Here is an 18,087-nt window from a genome sequence, read left to right on the forward strand (position 1 = left end):
TAAAACAGATATAATAACATGCTTAGTAAAGTCAGTATCGTACCTAGATGGATCATCTTTTTGTTGGATATTTTCAGCGTTTCCATGGCTTATCTCCTCGCAAACGTCATTTATTACGACTTTAACTTTGACTTTCTGACTGACATAGATTTCAGTATCCGATTCATCCTATTTATCAGCGTCTGCTCCTTGTCATTTTACCTATTCAAGATGTATACAGGAATAATTCGTTACACAAGCGCGATAGATTCCATACGCATATTATCGACGATCATATTCAGTGTCTTCGTTCTTCTGGTGATCAAATTAATCATTCAGGCCAACGAAATTGAACGCAACATTCCTACCGCATTGATCATATTTTTTGCCCTCTTTTCCTTTCTAATTCTGACCGTTTACCGGACCATCATTAAGATTTTCTTCCTCTATACCAAGAAAGTGAACGGCACCAGAAAGAAAACGTTGATCTATGGTGCAGGAGATTTGGGCATTGCAGTCAAAAGAACATTAGATCACGATATTCGCTCCAAAAATGCCATCATCGGATTTTTGGATGATAACGACCAGAAAATCAACAAAGTCATCGACGGAACCAAAATCTATTCCTCGAAAAAGTTCAGCCATCTGATCGGCACCCTCAACGTTGAAGAAGTCATCATTGCCTCGCACAACATTCCGTCGGAACGCAAAAACGAAATTACAGACATAGCATTAGAACGCAATGTCAGTATCCTGACGCTTCCACCAGTGAAAAAGATAATGAATGGGGACCTCAATCCCAATCAGATACAGAAAATAAAAATCGAGGATCTGCTCGAACGCGATCCGATTAAAATCAATGACGACCATATCCTGAGCCAGACAAAGGGCAAAAGGATATTGGTCACCGGTGCGGCAGGTTCCATTGGAAGCGAAATTGCCTCCCAGTTGGGAAAATATGAACCGCAGATGATTATTCTTTGCGACCAGGCTGAATCACCGTTACACAATTTGCAATTGGACCTGCAGGATGAATTTCCCAATCAGGTGTACCACACATATATTGCAGATATCCGGAGCACGAAAAGAATGCGTCTTCTCTTTGAAACTTTCAAGCCCCATTATGTGTATCACGCAGCAGCCTATAAGCACGTGCCTATGATGGAAAACCACCCTTTGGAAGCTGTACAGACCAATGTCATGGGGACAAAAAACCTTGCCGATCTGGCCGTGGAATTTCAGGTCGAAAAATTTGTATTTGTCTCCACAGATAAAGCTGTCAACCCCACCAATATTATGGGCGCAACAAAACGTATAGCCGAAATATATGTGCAGTCCCTAAACAATCATCTGGAGAGCCAGACTCAGGGCACCGCGAATACGAAATTCATTACCACCCGCTTTGGCAATGTACTCGGTTCAAACGGATCGGTAATACCCAGGTTCAGAGACCAAATTCAAAAAGGAGGGCCTGTTACGGTAACCCACCCCGAAATCACGCGCTATTTTATGACGATTCCTGAGGCCTGCCGCTTAGTACTGGAAGCTGGGGCCATGGGACAGGGAGGAGAGATATTCGTCTTTGACATGGGCAAATCGGTCAAGATTGTTGAACTTGCGAAGAAAATGATCCGGCTTTCGGGTTTCAAACCAAACGAAGATATCGAAATAAAATTCACAGGATTAAGACCCGGGGAAAAACTGTACGAAGAGCTATTAAACGACCTGGAAAACACCCTCCCCACACACCACGAGAAAATTATGATTGCCAAGGTTCGGGAAAATGATTACAGCATCGTGAGCCTCAAACTCGATGAACTAAAGTGCCGTTTAGCGACACAAAACAAAAACGAGGTTGTCTATCAAATGAAAATCATTGTACCGGAGTTTAAAAGTAAAAATTCGATTTATGAACAGCTAGACAAAGAAATTGAGCTGTCAAATGAGTCAGAACGCAAAAGTTAATTCATTTTAAAATTGTAAAACGCTTGCAAATTTGCCCGAAAAGTGTATTTTTGCAATCCATATTTTACTGATTAGTAATGTCTAAAAACACAAATAATACAAATCAAGGTTTCAAACCTTCAAAAGGATCTTTTTTTCAAGATAATCAGAAAAGCGTAGTCTTTATCTTAGGCGGTGTCGTTGTTTTGATTCTTCTTTATTTCGGGTATCAGAAGCTTTATTTGCAGCCTAGAGCCGAAGAAGCTTCCAACCGGATGTATAAAGCAGAGCAGCTTGCCCCCATCGATTCATTACAAAACAAAGCTATCTCTGGTGACGGATCCTTCCTTGGGTTTAAACAAATTGCGGAAGAATATTCAAATACAAAATCGGCTAATATTGCTAACGCTTATTTAGGTGGCCTTTACTTACGTCAGGGAAAATTTGATGAAGCAGTAAAGGCACTCGAAAAATATTCGCCAACTGGCAGTCAGATTTTAGACCCACTGGTCATTGGTCTTACTGGTGATGCTTATTCTGAACTAAAGGATTACAAAAAAGCAGCAGACTACTACAAACAAGCTTCGGAAAAATCGAGCAATTCGTACACCACTCCGTTATTTTTGAAAAAATTGGGTCTTGTATATGAAGCGCAAAACGATTATAAAAGTGCAGAAACTGCGTACAAAAAAATCAAAACAGACTTCCCCGAAAGTCAGGAGGCCTCGACAATCGACGGTCTGTTAGGCAGAGTACAAGCGCATCTATAAAGATCTTAAATCACGAGAAAAGGGACTATTTGATAGCCCCTTTTTTTGTGACCGTCTAATTCATTATCTTTGCTCCTATTATGGCAAGTAGCATTAAAAATTTATCCGACTTTTCGCATATTCAAGTTGCGGATGCAAGCCCGTTCAGATTTGCAATAGTAGTGGCACAATGGAACGCAGAGATTACCGGCGCGTTATTGAATGGTGCAATCTCCGGCTTAGAGAAGCACGGTGCAAAAGAAAGCAATATCGAAATCATTGAGGTCCCCGGAAGCTTCGAACTAACCTCAGGAGCAGATATCGCATTGAGAAATCAAAGTTTTGATGCAGTCATTTGTTTAGGCTGTGTGATCCAGGGAGAAACCAGACATTTCGACTTTATCTGCAATGCTGTGGCTAACGGGATTTCTAATGTTGGACTGAAATATAACAAACCTGTTATCTTCGGCGTGCTGACAACGGACAATCTTCAGCAGGCCTTGGACCGCGCAGGTGGCAAGCACGGCAATAAAGGCGAAGAGGCTGCGATCACCGCAATTCAGATGGCTGCCATAGCGCAGAAATTCTAGTTTGGTATCAATTTTGTCTACTATTTTAATCATGAAAAAGTATTTTGGGCCAACTTATTACACGCACAAATACTTTTAGTTTAGATAGATCGGTTAATAAAATATAGAATATCTTATTAATCGATTTTTATTTTTTTTATATGATTATGAGAACATCGAATATACTTTTAGTATTCCTGTTAACAATATTTTGCCCAAAACTCATCTTTGCGCAAAATGACAGCCTCAGCAAGCAGGTTTGGAGCAGTATAGGAGGAAAACAGAAATGGGACTCTCTGCAATATCTGGCTTTTTCAGCCAAAGGCAATGTGGTATCAGAACAACTTTCCAGCGAGGAACGTAAGTTTCTCTTCAACCGCTCCACCGGCGAATGCCGCTTTGATGGTTATAGCGGAGCACATCAGGTCACGTACCTATTTAATTATAAGGGTGCTGGCGGCGAGAAACTATTCGTTGCTGGAAATATCGTCAGCGATGGTCAGGAAATAAAACGGTCTATCAAAAGTCAGTTATTTGCCGACTTAAGCCTTTTATTGCTACCAACCCTGATTGAACAAAAGAATGTACAGCTTAAAAATCAGGACGAACGGTTTATTGGCGGGCAGAAACTTGCCGTCGTTAACATCAGCTCATCAGGTCCGGTCTTTGGCGAAAAACTGGATGGGCTCATCTATATCGACCAAAACACCGGTGAAATCACCCGCTACGAATACACAGATAGCAACGGGAAAGTCACTTATGAAGTGAGCAAGTATAAAGAGATCGGGGACGGCATACGGTTGCCCAGTGTCTTTAATGCAGCTGGCAACGACAAAAAAACCTGTATATTTCCCGCTATTTCTTCATTCGTGCAAGTAGAACAAAAAAAATTTAAAGAATTGTAATATGATCAATTGGATAGAACTGAATACCGAAGAACAGCTGGAAGACCTTTATCAATCCGATAAAAGATCAGCTATTTTCAAGCACAGTACCACCTGCGGGATTAGCAATATGGCCAAGCGAAGTCTTGAGCGCATGGCCAATACGGCCGACTGCGATTATACGATCTATCTCCTGGACCTGTTGCGCTATAGAGCGCTATCCAACGAAATCGCACAACGCTGGCAGGTTGAACACCAGTCCCCGCAGATTATTATCATTGAAGGCAAAAAGAGCTTGTATGATGCCTCCCATGGCGATATACAGTTTGATGAGCTCGAAAAATATCTCTAACCTGTCTGGTCGATGACCGTTTGGCTTGCTTTAAGGACCTCATTGCCCTTAAATTCCATTAAGGCAGAAACAGTACACCCCAAGCCTTACTCATCCTCCTTGTCCCACCAGTCTGATGCCTGAAGGTCATCAATTTCACGTCTGTCTTTTTTGGTGGGACGCCCTGTGCCACGGTCACGTTTGAGCACTGGTGCATGAAACATTGATTTATAGCCTACCGTCTCTTCGACAGGTGTCTGGTCCTCATAAAATTGGACCGCCGTCTTCGCGTCTACCCGGCGCTCCAGCAGGCCAATAACCTTAACGACTTTTTTCTCTATGCCTTTCTGAATATGATAAACATCCCCAATTTTGACCTCATAAGAAGGCTTAATATTCTGACCATTCAGCTTCACCCGCCCAGCCTTACAAGCTTCAGTAGCTAAAGTACGCGTTTTAAATACTCTGATTGACCATAAATATTTGTCAATTCTTAATTTTTCTGATGTAGCAGCCATAGTACAAAAATAGTTATATTAGCAGATTATCGTAGCGCCCCTGCTTAATTATTAACAGATCTTCGAATTAAGCGGCATTTTGATACCAGCGGAGCGACTGATAAAGTTGCTTTTATATACAACTTTATCTAAGTTTGTACATCAAAATAAACAAATTCATATAAGCAAACAAATAATATGGTAGAGCCACTAAAAAAACTGATTGAGGAAGCGTGGGAAGATAGACAATTATTAGAGTATAAGGAATATTCGGAAGCTATTCGTACTGTCATCATGAAGTTGGACAGCGGTGAGATCCGCGTAGCGGAATTGATTGGTACCAGATGGCATGTAAATGACTGGATCAAAAAAGCTGTTATCTTGTATTTCCCGATCAATGATATGCGTGAAATGACTGCAGGCCCTTTCGTATTTCACGATAAAATGAAGTTAAAAACGGACTACAAACACACGGGTGTACGCGTAGTTCCGGGTGCTTCTGCGCGCTTAGGCGCATATCTGGCCAAAGGGGTTATTATGATGCCCTCGTATGTTAACATCGGCGCTTATGTTGACGAAGGCACAATGGTCGACACATGGGCAACAGTAGGTTCTTGTGCACAGATCGGCAAACATGTCCATTTAAGTGGCGGAGTTGGTATCGGTGGTGTCTTGGAGCCGGTTCAGGCTGCTCCGGTGATCATCGAAGATAACGTATTTGTAGGTTCAAGAGCCATTGTTGTCGAAGGTGTACGCGTTGAAAAGGAGGCGGTATTGGGTGCGAATGTCGTATTGACAGCTTCCACAAAAATTATTGACGTCACCGGCCCCGAACCTGTAGAATATAAAGGTTATGTTCCAGCACGGTCTGTCGTAATCCCGGGTTCATACACCAAAAAATTTGCCGCAGGGGAATACCAAGTACCTTGTGCACTGATCATTGGTCAACGTAAAGAATCTACCGATAAGAAAACCTCTTTGAACGACGCCCTTCGCGACCACAACGTAGCAGTTTAATCTTAAGGGCAGGAATAAATACAGATAAAAAATGAGCACATTTGTCGAACGTGAGGATTTGAATAAAGCACTGGAAACGCTAAAAAATGGTGGCCTGATCTTATACCCAACTGATACAATCTGGGGAATAGGCTGTGACGCCACCAATCCGGAGGCTGTAGAAAAAATCTATCAGCTGAAAGGACGCGATAAAACCAAGAGCCTAATCATCCTGCTGCATAACGAAAACCAATTGGCCAGTTATGTTAACGATATCCCAGATGTTGCTTATCAACTTATTGAATATACAGACAAACCCTTGACAATCGTCTACTCGAATGCCAAAAACCTGGCGCCCAATGCAATTGCGGCGGACGGATCCATTGGCATTCGAGTTGTCAAACATGCTTTTTGCGAACAACTTTTGCAGCGTTTTCGCAAACCCATTATCTCCACCTCAGCCAACATCAGCGGCGAACCTTCGGCAAAAGACTTTGATGAAATTTCACCTGAGATCAAAAACGGGGTTGATTATATTGTAGCATACGACAGGGATGTTAAGACCGATGGTAGATCATCCACCATCATGAAACTCGATTCAAGTGGCAAATTTGAATTTATACGGAAATAACATGAAAAAAATCGTTTTATTGTTTTCGTTGATCCTTGCTGTTAGCAGTCAGTCACACGCGCAAAAGAAAGTAATACCACCGGCTAGACCCGGCGTAAAATATGGGAAAGAAATTGTCGCAGGCCATGCAATTACCGTAAATAAGCTAGATAAAGTGCTCAGCAATAAGAGTACTTTCCAGGGCAAAATCGAAGGGAAAGTGGTGGAAGTCTGTAAAAAGAAAGGCTGCTTCATGACCTTACAGCGCGATTCAGGAGAGCCGGTAATGGTGCGCTTCAAAGATTACGGCTTCTTTATGCCTGCAGATATCGTCGGCAGAACAGTAGTCGTGGAAGGCGTAGCCAGGAAAAAAGAAACATCTGTCGCAGATTTACAGCATGTGGCAAAAGACCTTGGTAAATCGCAAGCCGAAATTAGCCTGATTACACAACCTAAAAAAGATATCAGCATCATCGCAGATGCTGTGCTTGTGGTAAAATGAAAAAATTCCATACAGCGAGATCTCAGTCTATCAATGTCGGAGGTACCTTGCTGACCTTTGAAAAACCGGTCATTATGGGAATCCTCAATGTGACTCCTGACTCCTTTTACGATGGCGGCGAACATACGACTGTTGATGAGGCATTAAAAAAAGCGACAGCACTATTGCAGTCGGGCGCCCATATTCTTGATATAGGCGCGCATTCTTCCCGTCCAGGTGCTCCCCTGATATCCTCGCAGGAAGAGATGGACCGCGCACTTCCACCAATCCATGCTATCAAGAAAGCCTTTCCAGAAGCCATCCTATCCATCGACACATTTCGTGCAGACGTTGCTGCAGCTGCTATCGATGCCGGTGTGCATATTGTCAACGACGTATCCGGCGGTACACTTGACGAGGAGATGTTTGCAACTGTAGCTAAATACCAAGTGCCCTATATCCTGATGCATATGCGGGGCACCCCCGAGAATATGCAAGAGCAGACAACATACAGCGATATTGTAACGGATGTCGCCATTTTTCTGGGCGAACAGATATCACAATTACGGGACCTTGGTGTGAAAGATATTATTATAGACCCCGGCTTTGGCTTCGCCAAAACAGTGGAACAAAACTATGAATTATTGTACCGCATCGAAGAGCTGCATTATTTTGGTCTCCCTATTTTAGGTGGCATATCCCGTAAATCGATGATCTACAAAAAATTAGGAATTACAGCGCAAGAAGCACTGAACGGCACCACAGCACTCAACACCTTATTGCTCGAGAGAGGTGTACAGCTGCTGCGTGTCCATGATGTCAAAGAAGCCAGACAGCTGGTTGATCTATTTTTCTAAGTCCTCGAATGTACCCGATCCAGTACCCGGAGTGAAACGGCACTATTCCAGCTACCGGACCAGGTCAATTGCTATCCGAATTCTTCTACATACGCGGACAGTGAAACACAGATTTATTTATCCCCGCTATTACGTTCGCGCAAGTATTCCAAAATCGCCCTTGCCTCCTCCCGCTGTAGTCCAAGGCTAACCATCGGCGACGAAAAGTCTTTACTTAATGCTTTTGCATCTGGATCTTTTTCCAGCATTATGGCTGGGTCAAGCATCATGTTCATAATCCATTCGGGAGTACGACGCTTGATAACACCATCTAACGACGGGCCTACTACAGTTCTATCAAAGCTATGACACATGGCACATTTGGCAACAAATAATTCGACGCCTTTGCTTGCCAGCTGTGCATCAAAGGCTTTGTGCTCGAAGGATGTGACTGGGCCCACACCTTTTGACCCGTCCGTTTTGTAATCCAGCATACTTGTGCTCTCTGACGAAGCCATCTCAGCCGCCGTAGTAGTCGTCTTTTCTGTTTTTTGCCGTTCGTTTCCGCCACAAGCCACAAAAGCTGCAAGGCCAAGACAGGAAAGGATGACATTGATTCTTTTTTTCATATTTTCCTTTGTTATGTTTAAAAACTATATGATATATGCGTCAGCCAACGGCCTCCCGCCTTGGCCCTTCCATCTGCCAGCTCCTGTGACAGCAAAGTTTGATAATTTGCCCCCAGGTTAACCTTGCCTATATTGACCTCAATGCCCGCAATCCCGGCCAGGCTATAACCTCCTGACTGCGCTACATCATAGCGCTGCATACTGACGTCCTTGGGCTGCGTTTCATAGCCGACTCCCGCATTGGGAGAAAGCCGTACCCTATCTTTTATATTAACCTTATAATACAGGAGTGAATTCACGGACAACTTGTTTCCATAACGGTAGTCATATTTATTTTCAGTATTCATTTTATAGCTGACATTGGTGTTGAGCCCCAGATCCATCACCCTGATATCATAAGCCAGATTGATCATGAAATCTGTGCTCGCCGTACCCAGCTGAAAATTATTTGGTGCATCCTGGCTAGCGGCTGAACGTTGCGCAGGATCATATTTGCCCGAAGGAGCTTTCACTCCCGCACCTACCCAGAGCGAATGATTAAACATCTGATTCGATTTGGTACTGCCCATTTGTTCAAAAATTTTATAATAACCATAGACCACAATATCGCCGAGGCCATTCATTCGCCCAACTTCGCCACTGCCCGGAATATTTCTCGCATTGAAATTATAGGGAACTATTGCCATGATACGCCAGCGGCTTCCCAAATTCCAAGCGCCCCAGAGTTCCAGACTTTGATACGTTTCTTCTGCACTGATCGGAGTGCGGTTGCCTGTAGGACCAAGATGCGTCTGCAAGCTTTTATATTGGTAGCGTACCCCGACAAAACGTTTATTGAACTGCGGAAGAATACCAATATAATAGCTTCCAACACCACAACCGCAGATGTCACAGGCCCTAGAGGATAAGGGCAGCCCAATAAATAGCAATAGAAGTAATTTTATCGTTATCGACTTCATCTAATTTTATTTTTTCGCCTTCAGAAGCGAGTTTTTTCATTCACAATTAATTTATTAGTTGACCACAAACCCAGTATTTCCAGGCTCGCCCAGCTTTTTATTGCTGACAAAAGAATCATCATTCAGCGTCCTGAGGAAAGCGAGCAGATTAGCTTTTTCTTCCTCGGTCATCGCAATGCCCAAAGTACCGTCAGCTTTACGGAATCCACTATCCACAGTTTTTGAATCGACCATTCCTGTGCGATAATGTTCCAGTACGCGATCCAATGTCAGGAACCTGCCGTCATGCATATAAGGTCCTGTATAGGAAAGATTTCGCAGGCTTGGAGTTTTGAACTTATACCTGTCGTTATGATTTAAAGTCACCGTATCCCTGCCAATATCATTTGCATGATTGGGCGATAGGCCGTTGTTGTGGTAATCGCGGTCCGTAAAAAGTGGCTCGGCATGGCATCGTGAACAGTTGGCCTGAAAAAACAGGTACCCTTTCTTTTCAGGCTCGGTAAAACTGGCACCATTCTCTTTCCGCATGACCTGGTCATACTTAGCATCGGCACTGATCGCCATGAGCATAAACTGTGAAAGCGCTTTGAAGAAACGTTCGTCCGTAATCCCTTCGCTGCCAAAGGCTTTTTTAAAACGCTGCTGATAATCGGAGTCCTTCCGCAGCTTGCTCAGCACATTGCTCACGGATTCGTCCATTTCTACCGGATTTGTAATGGCATTGACCGCCGACATATCCAGGTCAAAGACGCCACCATCCCAAAAAAATTCTCGCTGCCAGGCCATATTGAAAATAGGCATGGGATTACGTATACCCAGGCGATCGTCGATACCATGGCTCACATCATGGCCATGATGGGTGAAGGCAGCGGAAAGAATATGACAACTTCCACAGGCGATGGTATTGTTGCGTGAGAGACGAGGTTCGTAAAACAACTGTCGTCCCAGTTCAAAAACATCTTCTGTAATCGGGTTTCGCTCAAATTTATAGACAGGTTCAGGGAAATTACCCGGACGAACAAATCCCACAAAGATGTCTCCGGCAATATCATCTGCTTTTTTGCAGGCCCACACGAGCCCCAACAGCAGCCCAATGACAAGGAACTTTTTCATGGCTACAGTTCTGATTCACTTTTGACAAAATTCTCTGTATGGTCGTGTGTAAACATCGACAAAAAATTATTTGCAATATTCTGGCTAAAATCACTGAACATCACAGTCGGATGTTGCACGATCGAGAAAGTATAAGGTCCATTGAAAATGTTTAACACATCAACAAAAAGGTGTACATTGCTGCGTAGCCCTTCCCGTACCTGAGCGATTCCTGCTGGATTCAGGTCCATAGTGACTTCCTTGATGTTGTTGAGCGTAGGCGCTTTGGGATTGTATCCCCCATAGCCCCCGATATGATATCTAAACTGTTTATTGCCCGTAGGATCTCCCTGTTGGTCATCAGAGATCGCATCGCAATACCCCTCCAGCTTGAAGAAAATATACCCCTGGTTCCAGCCCCAGTACATGCCGTCGTGTCCTGCTTCGGGATTAAACGAAAGCACCCCCTGACGATCTTCGGTAGGCATCGTACTTCTTGCACTATCAACGCCTACGATGAACTTTACTTTATTATAATCTCCTTCAGGTACTTCTACTTTTGCAAATCTGCTTCTCCTATCAGACCCCTCAATAAAAAAGTAGCTTTTTTCTTGGGGAACGATATATTCAGTACCATCCGCCTTGTAAAGCTTAATATTGCTGATAAAATAACGTAAGGTCTTGATGCGAAAGGCTTCACCTTTCGCATTCTTATACACACGTGGATCAAATCCCAGGGTCTCATCGCCGACAATATTGTCAAATTCGATGGAGAATAGCCCTTTCTTCGTATTATCCGGCATAGGTGCCTCTTCCTTGCTGCAGCTTACTCCAAGCAGGAGCGAAATACTCAAAATGAATGTTCTGATGGTAAAATATACTGTTTTCATGGTTCTTACTTTAAATCTTGTTATATGCATAATTTCTGTTTGGATGACTTCCTCTATTATGGAGTGACGTGTACGTGGTATTTGATTTCATCCTGATTGGCTTTTTTACCCTCTTTCCACAGTTCCACATTGATCTCCCAGCCCCCGGCCATGCTAAAGTTTATCAGCCCTTCGTAATAACCATTACCGGCACTGACTGCACCTTTATTATCCGAGGAGTCATGCCTCATCCCAGGCATATCAGTCTTAAATCTGACCTCATAACCGTCCAATGCCGGGAAGTAATGATGGTCCATTTTATTCATCAAGAACTGGATCGGCCTCTTGCCCTGTTTCACTGTATCAGGCAAGAGGCAAGACAGAAATACCCGGCTGTCGTCCCGTGTGCCCGAGCTCGTCGTGCGCATAAGTGAGGCTGGCGAAACCGGAATCTTGATCGCCACGGTATCTCTTGCTGTTTCCCCCCCACGAATAATGTGCAAATGCCAGCCTGTCCCCATGTCCGGAATGTCAGCCATGATAAAAACCATGTGGCTTTTATACCAGCCTTCGCCCAATGGTATGGGATGCTCGTAAGGTCCGCCATGTTTCATCTGCCCCATATTCATTTCGGGATAGAGATCCAGGGCTTTATCGTCGACAGGTCTGCCATTCTTGTCTTTCACCTTTAAATAAATCGTATGATATTTATTACTGAGTTTTGTGTCGCCATATACAATGTATGTATGGCCCTTGATTGATGTATCTGCCAAAAGATACAGTCCAGACTCTTCAGGTATACCGAATACTGTTGAATCCGCTGCACTTACACTGTTTTTGCTTACGCTTTTGTCTGCGCATGAAACTCCAGTAAGCGTGGCCGTTAATACAACAGTATATAATAAAGCTATTTTTATAAAGTTCATTTTTTTATGCGGTTTGTATTAGCCTTTATCTAACAGGAGCTGGATATCGGCAATAATTTTAGGGATAGAATCCGTTTGAGTGCCATCGTATACAGCACGTACATGAAATCTGGCATCCACAAGACTGAAAGCACCACTGTGATCAAAACCGCCGGGTGCATCCTTATTCTCCTGTGCAAAAGAAAAATAGCCTTCAGCGCCTGCAAGTGGATATACCTCATTTTTCGGACCGTTCAGGAAAAACCAGTTTTTCGGAGCTCCCAGCTCAGTAGCATAACGTTTCAGTACATAAGGACGATCGTACATAGGATCAACCGTATGCGACAGAAATACCACCCTTGGATCATGTTCAAAATGTCGGGCGATCTGCAATAGGTTCCGGGCAGTAATAGGGCAGATTGTCGGACATCGCGTAAAGAAAAAGTCTGCCAGATAAATCTTCCCTTGAAGACTCTTTTTTGAAACGACCGTGCTATCCTGATCCAGCAGCTCGAAGTCTGGAATGATGTGATATAGGGTATCCGTGACCTTATTTCCATCAATAATCTTATGTACTACCTCCCTTTCACCCAAGATGGGTAATCGCTCTCCCGTATTGGAAGAGGAACAGGCAGATGCTAGCCATAAGCCGCATGAAAATACAGTCACAGTAATTCCCTTCGGAAAAATTGTGTACATGTAATTTGATTTAAATTTTCTAAGACAAAAGAATTGGCACAATAGTCTAAACACTAGCGCGTCAATACGTAACTCCTATAACGTTTAAACCAATGGAGGGTGGAAAATGGAGAAGATAGGGCGGTAAGCATAATTCTCTTTCATTTCTGGAAAAGAAAAGCTTAAAGCAACTTCGTCGAAGACAGAGGTTTCAAAAGTGAAATTTAACTGGTTGTTGATAAAGACAACATCAATAATGCGCGTTTCAAGGTTTTTCTGTTCTTTTTCCTCATGCTCACGCATTTTTTTCATCAGGATACATTGTCCCCTACAGGAAAGGGCTTTTTCATTGAAACGATTAATACATTCATTGCGCGCTATATAATCCCTGTTGAGTTCAAAAATAGTCCATAACCATACTGTCGAGAAGCTCTGGAGGAGCATCAAAGGCAATATGATCCATATGAACTGTTTAGCTTTCATGAAATGACAATACCGCAAATATAAAGATTACAACGGTAACACCTACAACTAAACGCCAATAATTTTTTCTATCACCGGAGCATAGTTTAAAAACAATGGGACGAGTTGGTCTATTCGTATAAAAAACATCAGTCCCCGGCGCAAGCGCTACCCCGGGGACTGAAAGAAAAGAAAGCTTATTTTTCATTGACCGTCAACACAGCCTTCTTATTTCCTGCCGAAAGATCCATCGTAAAGATATAAGTCTTACCCACTTCTAGTACTTTGCCGGTTTTTATACCTAGATTTCCGGAATCACGCCCGTTCGTGCCATTTCCAATAAAAATGAGATCACTGGTCGTTGTCACATCCGCTCCGCCAAATTCTCCACCCCAGCCCTTCTGATGGAAAAATTTGAAATTGATGTTATCCGAATTCATGGAGCTACCGGCTGTCACCGTGACCTGATATTTTTTATTCCCAACAGGCACCATGCAAAGTGCTTTATCCGTATTCCAGCCAACCTGATTTGTGGATACTTTTGGTTTTCCGATGCCTTCTCCGATAATCCATATCGCTCCTGAACCATCGGCCTGCAGCGTGGCAAGCTCGTTGCCATTCATGGCTTCCACATTAAAATACTTCAGGGTAAAATCTGCAGTGATACGATACTTTCCGTTCATCCCGTTAAACGAAAGCGCTCCCTGTCCAGATGTCGTAAAGAAGTCGGGATCTATCCACCAGTCTTTCAGATCTTCGATCCCGTCAATTGTGACGGCTTCTCCTTTGACCATGTTCAACTCAGCTTTAAAATGCGTATCATCGATCCGATTAAACACCGTTCCGTTAACCGCATAAGCAATAATAAAAGGTGATGCCTGGTAGGTCAACGTATTAAAGGCAATGCTATATACGCCGGAAGTTGAATTTGAAAAAGGGATGTCCGCAGTGGCACCTAGGGCTATCGCGTTATTGACCCATCCAAAATTCATGACCTGGCCATTTGTACCTACTTTTGGGGTCTGAATATAGCCTTTTACGGAAAACGGAAAATTCTCCGTTGCCGCGTATTGGTTTTGGCCTATCTTCTCCATCTTATAGGACCTAGCTGCTGTTACCAACGTCAAATAGGGGAAATCCGGACGGCTTAAATCAATATCAAAAGACTTTTCGGTGCTCTTCTGGCTAATATTTTGCAGAACAAATTTGAGTGTCGCTTTTCCATCCGGAATATTCTTTAAGAATGGAATGTAAATTTTCCCCTTGTAATCTCCGTTTTCCTTTGTTCGTATTACCGTTTCAGCGACCTTATCGTCCGTAAAAAATAACTGTGCTTTGACCGTCGATAACGCGACTTCATTATCAGATACGTGGACCTCAAACTCCAGACTATCTCCAAAATGTGCTTCGGAAACAGCCGCTTTCCATTCAATCTTTGGGTCTCCGATTTGATAGACGTATTTTTCATCCTCTTTACAGGAACTGACGGCGAGTATGGCAGCGACTCCAATCAGTATATTCATGTGCTGTCTTTTCATCATCTCAAGCTTTAATTTGACCAACGATAAGAAACTACCGATTTAGCCGGCACATCATAGCTAAAATGGTGCTTTCCATCAGCTATTGTAATCTTACGGCTATCTCCGGCATCATTCAATAAAACAAGGGCGTAGGTTCCGTCTGTGTTCTGAAACGCAGTATAAACCAATCCATCTGCGGTATAACCCGACGCGCCAATACGTGTGGCCCCGGGTTTTACGACCGCCGCTAAATGCCCAACGATGTAATAGTGGGAGTTGCGCGTTATCGTTTTGTAATTCCCTTTATTGATATCCACGGCGCCATAGCAAGTCTGGCATCCGCCTTCGCGATTTGGGCCTTTGTCCGTATCCAGCATCAGGTTCCATACGATTACTGCCCTACACCAGTTATTAACTGTACCTAAAGCAACTTCCCTCATGTCTTCCATAAGGCGTTTTTCCAAATTACGCCCGTCGTTCCATTCTCCGATCGAGGTTTCGGTAAAGACCAGTTCTTTATCTGGACGTTGACGCTGAATATCAAGCAATTCGGCTTTATCACCACCGTAGTTGTGATAAGCCGCGCCAGCGATAAAGGACGCTGCTCCGGCATCGTTATAAATTTTGACCGGATAGTCTTCCTGGTCAGCCATATTGTCGTAATTGTAATTGTGGTCGAAGGCATAGATCTTTGTTGCCAGACCAGCCGATTTCAACTGGGGGCCCAGAGACTGTTTGATAAATGCTTGTTGCTCCTGCCAGGACATGTACATTGAAGCCGAGTTCTTCCTATTTAAAGGTTCATTTTGTACAGTGATTGCATGCACAGGGATGCCTTCTTTTTTCATGGCCTGTAGCCATTGAACAAAATACCAGCCATAGTCCTGATAATATTTTGGATTTAGCTGCCCGCTCGTCCATGAATCAAAAGGCTTTAAATCCACGAGATTGTTTACCTTCATCCATTTTGGGGGTGTCCATGGCGAACCCATGATTTTAACCTGGGGATTGATGGCCAATATTTCTTTGAGCACAGGAATAATATACTGAAGTTCTTCTGATTGCAGGCCGAAATTTTCTTTTCCTTCTTTATCCCAGCAGGTGTATTCGCTCAGCGAGAAGTCGGAGCATCCGATAGCAATACGGATATAGCTCATTCCCATTCCCTCTTTGTCCGAAAATGTCTCCGTGAGGAATTTGTGGCGGTCCTCCTTATTCATTTTCATTAGGTTGTAACAGGTTGAACCGGTCACTGCTGCCCCAAACCCGTCCATAGTCTGGAATTTTTGCGCGGGATTCACTGTGATTGTGTTGGGCGACATATTGAACTTAGAGCTGAAATCAACAAATCGTTTTCCGAAATCTGAAGACCGGCTTCCTGTAGTCGTGTAAATAGTGACGTCACCGTTATTTTTAATATCGTCTATTTGTGAAGGCGTATAGCTATCACGATTACAAGATGTTGCTGCGACCAAACAGGACAACAAGAAAGTGTATATCATAGTTTTATTATTACGTTTCATCTGTAATTTATTTTTCTGTCCATTAAACGCGTATACCTAGTTCAATTAGTAGCCCGGATTCTGCACTAGATTAGGATTCTGATCAATTTTTGGTTGAGGAATCGGTAGACGGTAGGAGTTCTTCGTGAAAGAATACACCTGCGCTTTTCTGCCCGAGTCTTTTGCATATACCGCATTCATCACCGATTCGACCTTATCCAGCCGTACAAGGTCAAACCACCGCTGTCCCTCAAAAGCTAATTCTAGACGGCGTTCCTTCAAATAGGCCTCTAATAAGGCTTCTTTATTGGAGCGGACTGCTGACGGTAATTTTGGTAATTTGACCCGCGCGCGTATTTTGTCAATAATATCCGCTGCTGCAGGCAAATCTGATCCCTGCTGAATCAACGCCTCAGCTTTCAGTAATAAGAGGTCTGCATAACGAAGTTTTACAATACTATTAAACGCAGATCTTAACTTAAACATGAATGGGTAATGGTTTGCAGGATAATAGTTGCTCCAAGTGGTAGAATAATATACTACCGATTCGTTCAAACGAATTTGATCGCCTTCGTTGGTATAAGCTTGTATCAAATCACGGGATGGGGTAACCCATTTTGCCCAAGTAAAATTGTTATCATAATTAGACAAATCCCGTCCAAACATCCAGGTGGCCCAATTGCCGCCCCCTGCGGTAAATTGAGCTTCCAAAATAGATTCTTTTGTGTTTCGCTGTGCAAGATCTGTATTGCTGGCATTCATCGCATATAAATCAGCATAATTAGGGTTCAAGTCAAAACCGTCGGCAGTCAGCGCATCTACAAACTGAATGACTTTTGTATAATCACGAATCGGCTTCTCCGCGTAGATCTTCGCTAACATGGCACGCGCCACCGACCTAGTAAACAATGTCTTATTCCCATTATTCGTAGCAGGTGCATCTGCAAGGGCGTCCATCAAATCTTTTTCGATCTGTTTATAGACTTCTTCTTCCGTGGCTTGCTTAGGAAAATATTGTGGGTAGACTTCACTTACATTGTCCCCTGTAATGTCCGGAGCAATGCTTGTAACAATAGGGATTGATCCAAAAATTCGTACCATATCGAACATGGCCAATGCTCGAAACAGTTTGCCCTGCGCTTTGTAAGATCTGATTTCAGCATCGCTGACAGAATTATCCGCGACACTGTCGACGTAAATAATCAGTCGATTTGCTCGGCCCACATCTTCTAAATATCGTCCCCAGTCGCGATCAATCACCGAATTTGATCCTTCGATGGAATTATTTTCAAAAGGTACAACCTCTGCACCCGTCGTCCCAGCATAAGCGTTATCGGCATGCGAGTCGCCAATTAAAAGTAGATCAAGATACCAATGCTCCTGCCGATCTTTCATCTGTTGATAAATCCCTGCTAAATAAGTCTCTACTTCCACCTTGTTTTTGAAGACAATCTGGCTGCCCTCATCAGTCTTTCCTTGACTAACATCTGAATAATCCGAAAGCGGATCGCGATTCAACGAACAGGAGAATAAAAACAGAGACCCGATTAATAGAGAAAGAATGTTATTTATATATATATTTTTCATGATAC

The 18,087-nt window shown here is 43.3% G+C and carries 20 protein-coding genes; 9 read left to right on the forward strand and 11 right to left on the reverse strand.

Features of this window, described 5'->3' with window-relative positions:
* The first annotated feature begins 18 nt into the window (after nucleotides 1–18).
* The 5 genes from K7A41_RS04150 (at nucleotide 19) to ytxJ (ending at nucleotide 4,477) form a co-directional block, all read left to right on the forward strand.
* Nucleotides 19–1,944 carry a nucleoside-diphosphate sugar epimerase/dehydratase gene (locus tag K7A41_RS04150; RefSeq protein WP_265712726.1) on the forward strand — a complete coding sequence of 642 codons (1,926 nt, stop codon included), beginning with the start codon at nucleotides 19–21 and terminating at the stop codon, nucleotides 1,942–1,944.
* Nucleotides 1,945–2,021: 77 nt separating this feature from the next.
* Nucleotides 2,022–2,693 carry a tetratricopeptide repeat protein gene (locus K7A41_RS04155; RefSeq protein WP_028070760.1) on the forward strand — a complete coding sequence of 224 codons (672 nt, stop codon included), beginning with the start codon at nucleotides 2,022–2,024 and terminating at the stop codon, nucleotides 2,691–2,693.
* A gap of 80 nt (nucleotides 2,694–2,773) precedes the next feature.
* Nucleotides 2,774–3,262, forward strand: coding sequence for a 6,7-dimethyl-8-ribityllumazine synthase (gene ribH / locus K7A41_RS04160; RefSeq protein ID WP_265712727.1), 489 nt, complete (start codon nucleotides 2,774–2,776; stop codon nucleotides 3,260–3,262).
* 146 nt (nucleotides 3,263–3,408) lie between these two features.
* A complete protein-coding gene (locus K7A41_RS04165; RefSeq protein ID WP_265712728.1) occupies nucleotides 3,409–4,146 on the forward strand; it encodes a hypothetical protein in 738 nt (245 codons plus the stop codon).
* Nucleotide 4,147: 1 nt separating this feature from the next.
* Entirely contained in the window at nucleotides 4,148–4,477 is a 330-nt protein-coding gene (gene ytxJ / locus K7A41_RS04170) for a bacillithiol system redox-active protein YtxJ (RefSeq protein ID WP_265712729.1), read from the forward strand.
* An 86-nt stretch (nucleotides 4,478–4,563) separates the two neighbouring features.
* On the opposite strand, the gene K7A41_RS04175 is transcribed toward ytxJ, so the two are convergent.
* Complete coding sequence (locus K7A41_RS04175; protein WP_028070764.1) at nucleotides 4,564–4,974, reverse strand: RNA-binding S4 domain-containing protein; 411 nt, start codon at nucleotides 4,972–4,974, stop codon at nucleotides 4,564–4,566.
* Nucleotides 4,975–5,151: 177 nt separating this feature from the next.
* On the opposite strand from K7A41_RS04175, the gene K7A41_RS04180 reads away from it, so the two are divergent.
* From K7A41_RS04180 to folP, 4 genes are read left to right on the forward strand one after another with little or no spacing between them, the layout of a single operon-like run.
* Nucleotides 5,152–5,970, forward strand: a complete 819-nt coding sequence (locus tag K7A41_RS04180; RefSeq protein ID WP_028070765.1) for a 2,3,4,5-tetrahydropyridine-2,6-dicarboxylate N-succinyltransferase — start codon at nucleotides 5,152–5,154, stop codon at nucleotides 5,968–5,970.
* 31 nt (nucleotides 5,971–6,001) lie between these two features.
* On the forward strand, nucleotides 6,002–6,580 hold the full coding sequence (locus K7A41_RS04185) for an L-threonylcarbamoyladenylate synthase (protein WP_028070766.1): 579 nt from the start codon (nucleotides 6,002–6,004) through the stop codon (nucleotides 6,578–6,580).
* 1 nt (nucleotide 6,581) lies between these two features.
* Complete coding sequence (locus tag K7A41_RS04190; RefSeq protein ID WP_265712730.1) at nucleotides 6,582–7,061, forward strand: DUF4920 domain-containing protein; 480 nt, start codon at nucleotides 6,582–6,584, stop codon at nucleotides 7,059–7,061.
* Entirely contained in the window at nucleotides 7,058–7,897 is an 840-nt protein-coding gene (gene folP, locus K7A41_RS04195; RefSeq protein ID WP_265712731.1) for a dihydropteroate synthase, read from the forward strand. Before K7A41_RS04190 ends, folP begins: the two co-directional genes overlap by 4 nt.
* A 113-nt stretch (nucleotides 7,898–8,010) precedes the next feature.
* On the opposite strand, the gene K7A41_RS04200 is transcribed toward folP, so the two are convergent.
* The 10 genes from K7A41_RS04200 to K7A41_RS04245 form a co-directional block, all read right to left on the reverse strand.
* Entirely contained in the window at nucleotides 8,011–8,505 is a 495-nt protein-coding gene (locus tag K7A41_RS04200; protein WP_265712732.1) for a c-type cytochrome, read from the reverse strand.
* A gap of 17 nt (nucleotides 8,506–8,522) precedes the next feature.
* The gene (locus K7A41_RS04205; RefSeq protein ID WP_265712733.1) at nucleotides 8,523–9,464 is read right to left on the reverse strand and encodes a transporter; all 942 of its coding nucleotides are present in this window, start codon (nucleotides 9,462–9,464) and stop codon (nucleotides 8,523–8,525) included.
* Between the two features lie 54 nt (nucleotides 9,465–9,518).
* Nucleotides 9,519–10,580 (reverse strand): cytochrome-c peroxidase, encoded by a 1,062-nt coding sequence (locus tag K7A41_RS04210; protein WP_265712734.1) that lies wholly within the window; start codon nucleotides 10,578–10,580, stop codon nucleotides 9,519–9,521.
* A gap of 2 nt (nucleotides 10,581–10,582) precedes the next feature.
* Nucleotides 10,583–11,449 (reverse strand): MbnP family protein, encoded by an 867-nt coding sequence (locus K7A41_RS04215; protein WP_265712735.1) that lies wholly within the window; start codon nucleotides 11,447–11,449, stop codon nucleotides 10,583–10,585.
* Nucleotides 11,450–11,505: 56 nt separating this feature from the next.
* The gene (locus K7A41_RS04220) at nucleotides 11,506–12,354 is read right to left on the reverse strand and encodes a FixH family protein (protein ID WP_265712736.1); all 849 of its coding nucleotides are present in this window, start codon (nucleotides 12,352–12,354) and stop codon (nucleotides 11,506–11,508) included.
* Between the two features lie 18 nt (nucleotides 12,355–12,372).
* On the reverse strand, nucleotides 12,373–13,032 hold the full coding sequence (locus K7A41_RS04225; RefSeq protein WP_265712737.1) for an SCO family protein: 660 nt from the start codon (nucleotides 13,030–13,032) through the stop codon (nucleotides 12,373–12,375).
* 84 nt (nucleotides 13,033–13,116) lie between these two features.
* Nucleotides 13,117–13,494, reverse strand: a complete 378-nt coding sequence (locus K7A41_RS04230; RefSeq protein ID WP_051607064.1) for a hypothetical protein — start codon at nucleotides 13,492–13,494, stop codon at nucleotides 13,117–13,119.
* Nucleotides 13,495–13,670: 176 nt separating this feature from the next.
* Nucleotides 13,671–14,996, reverse strand: coding sequence for a DUF5125 domain-containing protein (locus K7A41_RS04235; protein WP_265712738.1), 1,326 nt, complete (start codon nucleotides 14,994–14,996; stop codon nucleotides 13,671–13,673).
* Nucleotides 14,997–15,022: 26 nt separating this feature from the next.
* The gene (locus tag K7A41_RS04240) at nucleotides 15,023–16,516 is read right to left on the reverse strand and encodes a glycoside hydrolase family 30 protein (protein WP_265712739.1); all 1,494 of its coding nucleotides are present in this window, start codon (nucleotides 16,514–16,516) and stop codon (nucleotides 15,023–15,025) included.
* Nucleotides 16,517–16,561: 45 nt separating this feature from the next.
* Entirely contained in the window at nucleotides 16,562–18,082 is a 1,521-nt protein-coding gene (locus K7A41_RS04245) for a RagB/SusD family nutrient uptake outer membrane protein (protein WP_265712740.1), read from the reverse strand.
* Nucleotides 18,083–18,087: the final 5 nt, after the last annotated feature.

Source organism: Sphingobacterium sp. InxBP1 (assembly GCF_026191775.1).
Lineage (GTDB): Bacteria > Bacteroidota > Bacteroidia > Sphingobacteriales > Sphingobacteriaceae > Sphingobacterium > Sphingobacterium thalpophilum.

What these genes read in the sequence shown, in the direction of transcription:
- K7A41_RS04230 (WP_051607064.1), bottom strand. Translation starts at nt 13,494, where the DNA reads ATGAAAGCTAAACAGTTCATATGGATCATATTGCCTTTGATGCTCCTC.
- K7A41_RS04180 (WP_028070765.1), top strand. Translation starts at nt 5,152, where the DNA reads ATGGTAGAGCCACTAAAAAAACTGATTGAGGAAGCGTGGGAAGATAGA.
- K7A41_RS04200 (WP_265712732.1), bottom strand. Translation starts at nt 8,505, where the DNA reads ATGAAAAAAAGAATCAATGTCATCCTTTCCTGTCTTGGCCTTGCAGCT.
- K7A41_RS04240 (WP_265712739.1), bottom strand. Translation starts at nt 16,516, where the DNA reads ATGAAACGTAATAATAAAACTATGATATACACTTTCTTGTTGTCCTGT.
- K7A41_RS04165 (WP_265712728.1), top strand. Translation starts at nt 3,409, where the DNA reads ATGAGAACATCGAATATACTTTTAGTATTCCTGTTAACAATATTTTGC.
- K7A41_RS04150 (WP_265712726.1), top strand. Translation starts at nt 19, where the DNA reads ATGCTTAGTAAAGTCAGTATCGTACCTAGATGGATCATCTTTTTGTTG.
- K7A41_RS04175 (WP_028070764.1), bottom strand. Translation starts at nt 4,974, where the DNA reads ATGGCTGCTACATCAGAAAAATTAAGAATTGACAAATATTTATGGTCA.
- K7A41_RS04210 (WP_265712734.1), bottom strand. Translation starts at nt 10,580, where the DNA reads ATGAAAAAGTTCCTTGTCATTGGGCTGCTGTTGGGGCTCGTGTGGGCC.
- K7A41_RS04215 (WP_265712735.1), bottom strand. Translation starts at nt 11,449, where the DNA reads ATGAAAACAGTATATTTTACCATCAGAACATTCATTTTGAGTATTTCG.
- K7A41_RS04220 (WP_265712736.1), bottom strand. Translation starts at nt 12,354, where the DNA reads ATGAACTTTATAAAAATAGCTTTATTATATACTGTTGTATTAACGGCC.
- K7A41_RS04235 (WP_265712738.1), bottom strand. Translation starts at nt 14,996, where the DNA reads ATGAATATACTGATTGGAGTCGCTGCCATACTCGCCGTCAGTTCCTGT.
- K7A41_RS04185 (WP_028070766.1), top strand. Translation starts at nt 6,002, where the DNA reads ATGAGCACATTTGTCGAACGTGAGGATTTGAATAAAGCACTGGAAACG.
- K7A41_RS04155 (WP_028070760.1), top strand. Translation starts at nt 2,022, where the DNA reads ATGTCTAAAAACACAAATAATACAAATCAAGGTTTCAAACCTTCAAAA.
- K7A41_RS04225 (WP_265712737.1), bottom strand. Translation starts at nt 13,032, where the DNA reads ATGTACACAATTTTTCCGAAGGGAATTACTGTGACTGTATTTTCATGC.
- K7A41_RS04190 (WP_265712730.1), top strand. Translation starts at nt 6,582, where the DNA reads ATGAAAAAAATCGTTTTATTGTTTTCGTTGATCCTTGCTGTTAGCAGT.
- K7A41_RS04205 (WP_265712733.1), bottom strand. Translation starts at nt 9,464, where the DNA reads ATGAAGTCGATAACGATAAAATTACTTCTATTGCTATTTATTGGGCTG.
- ytxJ (WP_265712729.1), top strand. Translation starts at nt 4,148, where the DNA reads ATGATCAATTGGATAGAACTGAATACCGAAGAACAGCTGGAAGACCTT.
- ribH (WP_265712727.1), top strand. Translation starts at nt 2,774, where the DNA reads ATGGCAAGTAGCATTAAAAATTTATCCGACTTTTCGCATATTCAAGTT.
- folP (WP_265712731.1), top strand. Translation starts at nt 7,058, where the DNA reads ATGAAAAAATTCCATACAGCGAGATCTCAGTCTATCAATGTCGGAGGT.
- K7A41_RS04245 (WP_265712740.1), bottom strand. Translation starts at nt 18,082, where the DNA reads ATGAAAAATATATATATAAATAACATTCTTTCTCTATTAATCGGGTCT.